Consider the following 10,090-nt stretch of genomic DNA (forward strand, 5'->3'; position numbering starts at 1 on the left):
GGGAGAAAGAATGAAATCCTGGAAATGGTTGATCTGGGCAGTCATGTTATCCGTAATGCTTCCTTTAGGACTTTTGTATTGGCACACCTCCCTTTTTACATGTCTGCTGCTCGGCATATGGATAGCCGCAGTGCTTGCTTTCAGTTCCGTATACTACCGGCGTCATTTTGAAGAGGAATTGCGTGTACAGGAGAAGACGCTACAGCAGGCGGCGAACCGGACACTCAATCATCATCGTCATGACTGGATGAATGATCTGCAGGTACTTTACGGATATATCCAGCTCGGCAAGCCTGATAAATCCCTGGAGTGTGTGGGAAGAATAAAGGAACGGATCGCACTGGACAGCCGTATTGCTAAGCTCGGCATTCCTTCGCTCGTGTTCTATCTGCAGTCTTTCCGAACCTTCAGAAGCAGCTTAGAGCTTGAAGTACTGGTAGAAGAAGGACTGCAGCTGGAGGACAAGCTCAGTGCGGACACGGGGGAAGAGCTTACACAGGTGATTATGCAAACGGTGAGGGCCTATCAGTACAGTGGGCTAGCCTTGCATGGTGACATAAGGAAGCTCCGGCTTGGTTTTACACAGGATGGAGGAGACATTCTTATCTCTTTCGAAGGCGACGGCGATCATGGCAGTCCCGAGCTGCTGCAGGGGCAAATTTATAATATAGTTCAAGGAAAAATTATCAAAGCGGAACAGCCCGGACGGGACAAGAGCTATGTAGAGCTGCGGCTGCCGCTGGAAATGTAAGGAAGGTGAACATGAATGTTCGTAGATAAAGCTAAGATTTATGTAAAAGGCGGCGACGGCGGCGATGGTCTTGTGGCCTTTCGCCGGGAGAAATATGTGCCGGAAGGCGGACCGGCCGGGGGGGACGGCGGCCGTGGAGGAGACGTTATTTTCCGGGTGGATGAAGGTTTGCGTACACTGATGGACTTCCGTTATCAGCGCCACTTCAAAGCAGAGCGCGGGGTCAAGGGGCGTAACAAAAGCCAGCACGGAGCGAACGCCGAGCACATGATTGTTCGCATTCCGCCAGGAACTGTACTGATTGACGATGACACTCAGGAAGTGATAGCCGACATGACCCGACATGGACAGCAGGTCGTGGTTGCCCGTGGGGGGCGGGGCGGACGGGGAAATACCCGGTTTGCCACAGCTAATAATACAGCTCCTGAGCTGGCAGAGAATGGTGAAGAAGGCCAGGAACGCTACATTGTGATGGAACTGAAGGTTATGGCAGATGTAGGGCTTGTGGGTTTCCCGAGTGTGGGTAAATCTACTCTGCTTTCTGTCGTTTCCGCTGCTCAGCCCAAGATCGGAGCGTACCACTTCACAACCATTACACCGAACCTGGGAGTTGTGGATGTAGGCGACGGCCGAAGCTTTGTAATGGCCGATCTGCCGGGACTCATTGAAGGCGCAAGTGAAGGTGTAGGTCTGGGACATGAATTCCTTCGTCATGTTGAGCGCACCCGGATCATCATTCATGTTGTGGATATGTCCGGTTCCGAAGGACGCGATCCTTTTGAGGATTGGGTGAAGATTAATGATGAGTTGAGACAATATAATGCCGGTCTTATCGACCGTCCGCAGATTGTAGCGGCCAATAAGATGGATATGCCTGAATCAGAGGCTAATCTGATTGCTTTCCGTGAGAAGGTATCTGAGCTCCGGCCGGATATGGAGATCATGCCGATTTCTTCCCTTACCCGCCAAGGGGTTCAGGAACTTCTTTACCGGGCAACGGATGTCCTCGACAGTATTCCTGTGGCTCCGGTTGTGGAAGAAGTGGCAGAGACCAAAGAACGCAAGGTCTACAAGCTGGAAGCAGAAGAGGATAACTCCTTTACCATTACGCGTGACAATGATGCCTTTGTCGTCAGCAGCCCTCGGATTGAGCGGATGCTGAAACGGATGCAGCTCAGTACACATGATGCTATACTGAAGCTTGCACGTACATTGCGCCACATGGGTGTAGATGCGGAACTCCGCAAACGTGGGGCTGTGGAAGGAACCATTGTCCGTATCGCTGATTTCGAATTCGAGTTTGTTGAGAATAGCAGCTATTATTAAGTAGTTGCCGGCATAACGATGAATACCAAACGCCGACTGTGCTTTCCCGGAAAAGGGAGGTACAGCCGGCGTTTTTTACTTGGACCCAACTGATCGTCAATGAATCCCAAGAAGCGATTTTGTTCAAGGGCAGTCAGGTGTTGGATTCCTTTACAGCCAGCAGACATACACTCAACACACCGAACGTTCCGATTCTCTCCAATATTGCCTGATTAGGTAATTGGTGGCCTTTGTATGGGATCACCCCCGGATTTTCGGGGATTTTGCTGTATTATACCAGAAGGGCAATGCAACTTGCAGCTCGGGGAGAGTTGAGTGTGAACTTACTGCAACGGGGTGCTAGGTTGTTATATGTGAAAAGTTGTTGTTGCATTTTACAGCAGCCATCCCGTATAATGTCCACTATATAAACACAAAAGTCTTTGAGGTGAGGACGTTCGTGAAAGAACGCTATTATTTGGTCCGAGAGGACATATTGCCTGATGCTGTGCTGAAGACTATGCAGGTCAAGCAGCTGCTTGAGGCGGGAGATGCCAAGACGGTACATGAGGGTGTAGAACAGGTTGGGCTTAGCCGCAGCGCATTTTATAAATACAAGGATGGTATTCATCTGATCCATCAGCTCGAACGCGAGCGTATTGTCACAATCTCCATTGATCTGGAGCACGAGTCTGGTATGCTGTCCAAAGTGCTGGGATCTGTGGCAGTTCATGGTGCCAATGTGCTGACAATTCATCAGAGTATTCCGCTCCAGGGACGGGCCAATGTGGTTATCTCTGTGGAGATATCGCATTTGAACGAAGAGCTCGGGGATATGCTGGACAGTCTGAAGGCGATACCCGGAGTGAAACGTGCTTTAATTATCGGGCAAGGGTAGTATAGCTTCATAAAACTTTTAGGAGGATTCAAATGAAGCCGGTCAAAGTGGGGTTACTGGGTCTGGGAACAGTAGGTACGGGCGTAGTCCGTATCGTAGAAGGAAATCAGGAAGATCTGAGCAGTCAGGTGGGTTCACCGATTGTTATTGAGCGCATTGCTGTGAAGAATACCGAGAAAGCCCGTGATATCGAAGTGGATGCCGCTATAATTACCGATGATCCTTGGGAGGTTATCCGGGACCCGGAGATTGACGTTATTGTGGAAGTGATGGGCGGGATCGCAGGAACGAAGGAATATATTCTGGAGGCACTGGAACGCGGCAAGCATATCGTGACCGCCAACAAGGATTTAATGGCGCTGCATGGCTCCGAGATTCTGGCTAAGGCGCAGGAGAAACAGTGCGATGTTTTTTATGAGGCCAGTGTAGCCGGGGGGATTCCGATTATCCGTACATTGATCGAAGGCTTTTCCTCTGACAAAATCGTGAAGATTATGGGCATCGTAAACGGCACTACTAATTACATACTGAGCAAAATGAGCCAGGAAGGCGCATCCTATCTTGATGTCTTGAAGGAAGCACAGGAACTGGGATATGCCGAATCAGATCCAACCTCCGATGTCGAGGGCTTGGATGCTGCACGAAAGATGGCTATTCTCGGCACCCTTGGTTTTCGTACCAATGTTGAGCTGAGTGATGTCAGTGTCAGCGGCATCTCTGGAGTGAGCAAGGAGGATATTGCTTTTGCCAAAAGACTTGGTTATGAGATGAAGCTGCTGGGCATCGCCGAGAGCCACGAAGATGAATTCAGTATCAGTGTGCAGCCTACGATGATTCGGGCCAGCCATCCGATTGCTTCCGTGAACGGTGTGTACAATGCGGTGTATGTATATGGTCAAGCCGTGGGAGAAACCATGTTCTATGGTGCAGGAGCGGGCGCAATGCCAACAGCAACGTCCATAGTAGCGGATCTGGTTGCCGTCATTAAGAATCTTAAGCTGGGTGTTAACGGGTTAAAGCAGATTGTTCCTTACAAACAAAAGAAGCTCAAGAGTGACGAAGACATCTTCTATAAGAATTTCCTGCTGCTGCATGTGGATGACAAGGCAGGGGTACTGGCCAAAATCACGCAGGTATTTGCAGAGTACGATGTCAGTCTGGATTCCGTGGTGCAGCAGGCGAATTCGCATAATCCGGACGCAGAAATTATTATCGTGACGCACAATGCGAGCAAGGCGAGTATGAATAAAGTAATGCGGCATCTCGAGCAGCTTAAGGTTATTCACCGGATTAAGAGCCACTATCGGGTGGAAGGCTGAACCTTAAATCCCTGCTGACAGCTCTACGCAAAAATAATGAAGGAGATTTTACCAGCTATGAGTATGTACGGAAGGTCTAGAGTTAAAGTCCCCGCCAGTACCGCAAATCTGGGGCCGGGTTTTGATACATTGGGCATGGCGCTTTCCCTGTATGCCTGGATTGAAATGGAGGAATCCGCAGATACCGTATTTCATCTTTATGGAGATGAGATGGCAGGTGTGGCCACGGATAAAAGCAATCTGCTCTACCAGGTGGCACAAATGGTCTTTGCCGAAGCCGGTGTAGAGATTCCGGAGCTTTCCATTACCATGTACTCCGAGATCCCCCTTACTCGAGGACTGGGCAGCAGCGCATCAGCGATTGTTGGCGGAATGGCGGCAGCCAATGCAATGATTGGTTCCCCTTTGAGCCTAGCCAAGCTGTTCGATATGGCAACTGCCCTGGAGAAGCATCCCGATAATGTGGGGGCCTCGCTTTTCGGCGGGATTATCACAGCTGTCTGGGATGGCGAGCATGCGGATTATATCCGGATTGAGCCTCCCCGGGACCTTGAGGTTCTGGTAGTAATTCCTCAATTCGAACTCTCTACCACCAAAGCGCGTGGTGTGCTTCCATTGGAGATCACGGTAGGAGATGCTGTGCATAACATCAGCCGGACCTCGCTTTTGACTGCTGCTATGGCTGCAGGCCGGCTTGATCTCATTGGCCGCGCCATGCAGGATCGCCTCCATCAGCCTTATCGGGCACCACTGGTGCCCGGCATGGAGAAGCTGCTGGCCGAAGCGACAGGGCATGGGGCACTGGGCATTGCATTGAGTGGTGCCGGACCTACGCTGCTCTGTATGGTTGAGCGGAATGGGAGTCGTAAGGAGGAGCTGGAGCTCTTTCTGAAACAAACGATGGAGGAGCATGGTATTCCTGCACGTACCTGCTGGCTGCTGCCTTGTACTTCAGGAGTTGTCTCAGAGCTGATTGAAACAAGCCAGATGCAAAATGGGTCATTTTTGGATATGATAAAAGGAGAAAAACAGTTATGAAATCAATAGCAGTGTTGCCGCAGGGCTCGGTCTCGCACGAAGCGCTGCTGCATTTATTTGGTGATGAGCCTGTAAATATTGAGCATCATAAGCTTATCTCTGATGTTTTTCTGGCCACGGCTAGTGGTATGGCGGATTACAGCGTAATTCCTATTGAGAATACTATCGAAGGTTCGGTAAGTCTGCATATTGATTGGCTCATCAACGAAGTGGATCTGCCAATGCAGGCAGAGTGGATTTTTCCATCCATACAGAATCTGATCAGTAATCCTAAGGAATTCACAGATGCTGAAGGCCATAAGGATTACACCAAAGTGGTCAAAATCCTTTCTCATCCCGTTGCCATGGCGCAATGTCTGCAATTTATCCGTCAACACGCCCCTTGGGCAGAACTGGAGTCGGTCGGAAGCACATCCGAAGCGGTTGAAATCGTGTCCAAGAATCCAGGTATTGGCTGGGCAGCAATCGGTACAGCGCTTGGTGCAGCAACGCATGGGCTTGAGATTGTAGAGCGGCAGGTTACGGACCATAATAACAATTACACACGGTTTGTGCTGGTAGGTCATCAGAAGCTGGAACTTCCACGGAAAAGCAGTGGTGATAAGACAAGCATTCTGGTGACTCTGCCGGAGGACTTTCCGGGGGCGCTCCATCAGGTACTGGCTGCATTTGCTTGGCGGCGGCTGAATTTATCGCGTATAGAGTCACGGCCGACGAAGAAGAAATTGGGTACTTATTATTTTTATATTGATGTGCTGGAACCGATAGAATCGGTCCTGCTCCCCGGGGCAATTGAAGAGATCAAGGCCCTGGGCTGCCAGGTGCGGATTCTGGGCTCGTATCCCACATACACCTATGAGGAAGAGAAAGCGGAGGTGCAGTAAGTTCATGGCTGAGCAATGGATCTATCTGGATGGACAACACGTAACGAAAGAAAATGCAAAGGTATCCGTGTTTGATCACGGATTTTTATACGGAGACGGTATTTTTGAGGGCATCCGTATCTACAACGGCAACATTTTTAAATGCAAGGAGCATCTGGACCGGCTGTATGATTCGGCGAAATCCATCATGCTGGACATTCCGTTGAGCTACGATGAAATGCTGGAAGCCATGGCTGAAACCATTCGTCTTAATGAAATGCATAACGGATATATCCGTCTGATTGTATCACGCGGTCCCGGCAATTTGGGTCTGGACCCCCGCCGCTGCCCCAAAGCCAGTGTCATCATTATTGTAGAACAGCTGGCTATTTATCCGGAGCAGGCTTACTTGAACGGACTTCGTGCGGTTTCTGTCTCACAGCGCCGTAATATTCCGGATGCGCTGAATCCGAAGATCAAATCCCTGAACTATCTCAATAATATCCTTGTCAAAATCCAGTCCAATCTGGCAGAGGCTGACGAAGCGATTATGATGAACGCTCAAGGGTATGTAACCGAAGGCTCAGGAGACAATATTTTTATCGTCAAAAAGGGTATAGTCTATACGCCTCCTTGCTACCTGGGAGCGCTTGAGGGTATTACCCGCCTGGCAATCATTGAGCTGTGCGACAAGCTCGGTCTGACCCTGAAAGAAGAACCGTTCACTATGCATGATGTATACATTGCGGATGAAGTTTTCTTCACCGGTACAGCAGCCGAAGTTATTGCAGCCCGTGAAATCGACGGCCGGATTATTGGCGCAGGTCATGCAGGCCCAATTACGTTGCAGCTGCTTGAAGAATTCCGCAATGTTGTGGACAAAGACGGCTACAAGGTTTGGGAATAAGCCGGGCCTATAGCAAAGCTTTATGTTACAGTAAAAATCCTTTCATGCCATGCATGAAAGGATTTTTTTTGCTTAAGGGATGTCAATCGCCTATGGGCTGCATAAGATGTAGTAACGAAGGAGGCGGCTGTACGCAATAAAGAAGCTGGGAAGCAGAATATCCTGAGATAGGCATTCAGCATCAGAGATTACAGCTAAGCTATTTGAGTGCAGACGCCGTTCACAGAAGTATGAGCCCGCAAAACTTGGCAGATTCTTTCGGAGTTAAGTCTTGCACGAAGTTGATTCAGAAAGCCATTCGAATAAAATTCAGTATGCTTTCGAAGGGAGTTTTGTACAAGGCGAGGCCGGGAAGTAATGCTCATAAAACTTTTAGGAGGTTATTGCTGCGTGAAAATACACATTGTCAAATCAGGCGATACGCTATATGCATTGTCGCAAAAGTACGGAGTACCGCTGCAAAAAATTATTGAGGCCAATCCACAGATCAGCAATCCGGATGTGCTCGCCGTTGGAGATAAGGTCAAAATCCCTACGACAGCCGTCCAGGTTCCGGAAAACAATGAGGTCTACTACAAACATAACGTTAAGCAAGGAGATACCCTGTGGAAGTTGTCCAAAGCATGGGGGATTTCACTAAAGGATATGATTGATGCTAACACGCAACTAAAGAATCCCAATGCACTGCTGGTTGGTGAAGTTGTCAATATTCCTAAGAAGGGCAATCTTTCTGCGGGCGAGCCACAATCCGAAGCAACGGCTATAATTGACAAAACAAAGCTGGGTTCCAAAGATTACACCGGAGTTAAAGAGCAGCCTTCTGCCGTGGTGCCCCCTGTTTCAACAACACTGCCCGCACCTTCACCGAATAAAGAGCCTGAAGTTTCACCCACAGTGAATAAGATGCCTGAAGTTTTACCTGTACAGCCTGAAGTTTCACCAATAATGAACAAAGCGCCTGAAGTTTCACCAATAATGAACAAAGCGCCTGAAGTCTCACCTATAATGAACAAAGCGCCTGAGGTCTCACCTATAGTGAACAAAGCACCGGAAGTGTCACCTGTTCATGAAATGATTCATGAAACACAAAGTTTGTTTGTGCAAATTTCAGTGCCTGCACAGGAAGCAATGAAGTATGAGATGCCAATGGAAAAGTCGAAATCAGAAGTGCAGCCGACTTCCTGGTATGAAAATAAAACACCGGCATGTGACAATTCGCTAGGGTATCCCGGACTGAGTGGGAATCCATATTTCGTGGATTTTCCACCGGCATATCCGAACTACGAGCCCATGGCTGCTATGGCGATGAATTCAGCGCCGAACTTTATGCAGCCAGTGAACTATATGCCAGAGTGTGCTTCCCTATACGGCATGAATCCAGTATCAGATTTTCAGGGAGCCTGGTATCCGAATTCAGCACCGGAATATCCTAATAATAGTCCTTTCAGCGAAAACCCCTCTTTTGCTATGCCGCAGTATGGTGAACAGCCTGTCAATTTGCCATGGCCCTCCTGCGGTTGTGGTTCAGTGATGCCTTTGCAGCCGATTCAGCCATATTCCTATGAGCAGCCTGTGGTTAATTCTTATCCCGACTATATGCACCCAATGCCAGGAATGGTTTCGCCTTACGGAGTAGATATGGGGCCTCAAGGAAACTTTGTATCTCCCAATACTTTTGCAGCTCCTATGGTATCAAATATCCCGGCATACCCAATGTATCCGGGCATGGAGAATTATGCGCATAATCGGATACCTGAGATACAGGAGCCGGAATTTATTCAGCAGGAAACAATTCGTACAGCAGAAGCTGGAGTTTCTGAACCTGCGGTGAAGAGTAAAGGTGGTACAGCAAAAGCATCCGCACAAAAGGTTAAAACTTCAGGCCAAACTACCACTGCTGTCAATAAAACCGCCGGCAAGCAACGTTCCAATCAGAATACCCGTAAAGGCACTATGAAAAAGAGCCGAAATCCATGGATCTCGAACTAACATTTCTTTAGGCTGAGTCCAGCTTCTATAAGCATGCTGTAATGCATTGTTCATGCATTACAGCATGCTTTGTTGTCATGGGTACGAATCCATACATAGTGATATTAATTAGGCCTAAGGACTGTTTTGTATTGGTAAAAATTGAGGTTGTATTTAGTATAGGATTCATGTTATATTATAAATCCAGTCGCAGACATGATAAAAAAGTTTGATGATTGGAATCATGAATATCTATCAATATGCTGATATGCTTCAAAAAAAGATGTTGCAATTGATTGATGAACGTGATATATTATAAGGGTTGCTGGTGACGAGATAATCGACACTGACGACGAGTTTGATCTTTGAAAACTGAACAACGAGTGAGTGGGATTTCACGCAAGTGAGATCCAAAATAGAGAATATTTTATTCTCGTCAGATGTTTCAAAATGAGCAATCGCTCTTTCTAAATACCAATTTGGAGAGTTTGATCCTGGCTCAGGACGAACGCTGGCGGCGTGCCTAATACATGCAAGTCGAGCGGAGCTTATCCTTCGGGATAAGCTTAGCGGCGGACGGGTGAGTAACACGTAGGCAACCTACCCTCTAGACTGGGATAACTACCGGAAACGGTAGCTAATACCGGATAATTCCTTCACCCTCATGGGCGAGGGATGAAAGGCGGAGCAATCTGCTACTAGAGGATGGGCCTGCGGCGCATTAGCTAGTTGGTGGGGTAATGGCCTACCAAGGCGACGATGCGTAGCCGACCTGAGAGGGTGAACGGCCACACTGGGACTGAGACACGGCCCAGACTCCTACGGGAGGCAGCAGTAGGGAATCTTCCGCAATGGGCGAAAGCCTGACGGAGCAACGCCGCGTGAGTGATGAAGGTTTTCGGATCGTAAAGCTCTGTTGCCAGGGAAGAACGTCCGGTAGAGTAACTGCTACCGGAGTGACGGTACCTGAGAAGAAAGCCCCGGCTAACTACGTGCCAGCAGCCGCGGTAATACGTAGGGGGCAAGCGTTGTCCGGAATTA

8 protein-coding genes, 1 rRNA gene and 1 pseudogene are annotated in these 10,090 nt (G+C 48.7%); all 10 read left to right on the plus strand.

Annotated elements, in window-relative coordinates:
- Nucleotides 1–10: 10 nt before the first annotated feature.
- A complete protein-coding gene (locus A3842_RS18630; protein ID WP_074102328.1) occupies nucleotides 11–751 on the plus strand; it encodes a Spo0B domain-containing protein in 741 nt (246 codons plus the stop codon).
- 15 nt (nucleotides 752–766) lie between these two features.
- Nucleotides 767–2,077, plus strand: a complete 1,311-nt coding sequence (obgE, locus tag A3842_RS18635; protein WP_074086593.1) for a GTPase ObgE — start codon at nucleotides 767–769, stop codon at nucleotides 2,075–2,077.
- 77 nt (nucleotides 2,078–2,154) lie between these two features.
- Nucleotides 2,155–2,283, plus strand: a pseudogene (locus A3842_RS18640) (SPFH domain-containing protein); the annotation flags it as partial.
- Nucleotides 2,284–2,516: 233 nt separating this feature from the next.
- Entirely contained in the window at nucleotides 2,517–2,954 is a 438-nt protein-coding gene (locus A3842_RS18645; RefSeq protein ID WP_020429271.1) for an ACT domain-containing protein, read from the plus strand.
- 32 nt (nucleotides 2,955–2,986) lie between these two features.
- Nucleotides 2,987–4,273 (plus strand): homoserine dehydrogenase, encoded by a 1,287-nt coding sequence (locus tag A3842_RS18650; protein WP_074086594.1) that lies wholly within the window; start codon nucleotides 2,987–2,989, stop codon nucleotides 4,271–4,273.
- 57 nt (nucleotides 4,274–4,330) lie between these two features.
- The gene (thrB, locus tag A3842_RS18655) at nucleotides 4,331–5,311 is read left to right on the plus strand and encodes a homoserine kinase (protein ID WP_074102329.1); all 981 of its coding nucleotides are present in this window, start codon (nucleotides 4,331–4,333) and stop codon (nucleotides 5,309–5,311) included.
- Nucleotides 5,308–6,195: a prephenate dehydratase gene (pheA, locus tag A3842_RS18660; RefSeq protein ID WP_074086596.1), complete on the plus strand. Its 888-nt coding sequence runs from the start codon at nucleotides 5,308–5,310 to the stop codon at nucleotides 6,193–6,195. Before thrB ends, pheA begins: the two co-directional genes overlap by 4 nt.
- Nucleotides 6,196–6,199: 4 nt before the next feature.
- Nucleotides 6,200–7,081: a branched-chain-amino-acid transaminase gene (gene ilvE / locus A3842_RS18665; protein WP_074086597.1), complete on the plus strand. Its 882-nt coding sequence runs from the start codon at nucleotides 6,200–6,202 to the stop codon at nucleotides 7,079–7,081.
- Between the two features lie 390 nt (nucleotides 7,082–7,471).
- Nucleotides 7,472–9,070: a LysM peptidoglycan-binding domain-containing protein gene (locus tag A3842_RS18670; protein WP_074102330.1), complete on the plus strand. Its 1,599-nt coding sequence runs from the start codon at nucleotides 7,472–7,474 to the stop codon at nucleotides 9,068–9,070.
- Between the two features lie 455 nt (nucleotides 9,071–9,525).
- Nucleotides 9,526–10,090, plus strand: a 16S ribosomal RNA gene (locus A3842_RS18675); the annotation flags it as partial.

This window comes from Paenibacillus sp. P3E (assembly GCF_001909045.1).
Taxonomy (GTDB): domain Bacteria; phylum Bacillota; class Bacilli; order Paenibacillales; family Paenibacillaceae; genus Paenibacillus_AQ; species Paenibacillus_AQ helianthi.

What these genes read in the sequence shown, in the direction of transcription:
- A3842_RS18630 (WP_074102328.1), top strand. Translation starts at nt 11, where the DNA reads ATGAAATCCTGGAAATGGTTGATCTGGGCAGTCATGTTATCCGTAATG.
- obgE (WP_074086593.1), top strand. Translation starts at nt 767, where the DNA reads ATGTTCGTAGATAAAGCTAAGATTTATGTAAAAGGCGGCGACGGCGGC.
- A3842_RS18650 (WP_074086594.1), top strand. Translation starts at nt 2,987, where the DNA reads ATGAAGCCGGTCAAAGTGGGGTTACTGGGTCTGGGAACAGTAGGTACG.
- thrB (WP_074102329.1), top strand. Translation starts at nt 4,331, where the DNA reads ATGAGTATGTACGGAAGGTCTAGAGTTAAAGTCCCCGCCAGTACCGCA.
- pheA (WP_074086596.1), top strand. Translation starts at nt 5,308, where the DNA reads ATGAAATCAATAGCAGTGTTGCCGCAGGGCTCGGTCTCGCACGAAGCG.
- ilvE (WP_074086597.1), top strand. Translation starts at nt 6,200, where the DNA reads ATGGCTGAGCAATGGATCTATCTGGATGGACAACACGTAACGAAAGAA.